Origin of the sequence: Mesorhizobium sp. M4B.F.Ca.ET.089.01.1.1, assembly GCF_004022605.1 — a bacterium.
Classification (GTDB): Bacteria; Pseudomonadota; Alphaproteobacteria; order Rhizobiales; family Rhizobiaceae; genus Mesorhizobium; species Mesorhizobium abyssinicae.
Genome location: NZ_RZOS01001405.1, coordinates 1 through 457, shown reverse-complemented (window position 1 = coordinate 457; position 457 = coordinate 1). Strand labels below are relative to the sequence as shown.

Sequence of the window (457 nt, the reverse complement as noted above, 5' to 3'; positions counted from 1 at the left end):
AAGTTGAAGACGTCGATCGGTTCGCCACCGAGAATGGCCTTGGTGAAGATAAACAGGGCCATGTCTGGCCGTCCCCACGGACCATAGACAGTGAAGAAGCGCAATCCTGTTGTCGGCAGGCCGAAAAGATGGCTGTAGGTATGCGCCATCAGCTCGTTGGCTTTCTTGCTTGCGGCATAAAGGCTCAGCGGGTGGTCCGCTGGATCGTGAACGGAGAACGGCATCCGCGTGCTGCCGCCATAGATCGAACTGGAGGACGCATAGACCAGATGGCCGACTGAGGCATGCCGGCATCCCTCCAGGATATTGAGGAAGCCAGTGAGATTGCTTTCCGCATAGGCGTGCGGATTGGTAAGCGAATACCGAACGCCGGCTTGGGCCGCGAGATTGACCACGATCTCCGGAGTGACCGAGAGAAGAAGCGCGGAAATGCCATCTCGGTCGGTTAGGTCAATTT

Annotated in this window: 1 protein-coding gene; it reads right to left on the bottom strand. The window is 57.1% G+C overall.

Annotated elements, in window-relative coordinates; genetic code table 11:
• Positions 1-457 (bottom strand): NAD-dependent epimerase/dehydratase family protein (locus tag EN780_RS37695; protein ID WP_128276663.1); only part of this gene is annotated, 457 nt, incomplete at both ends.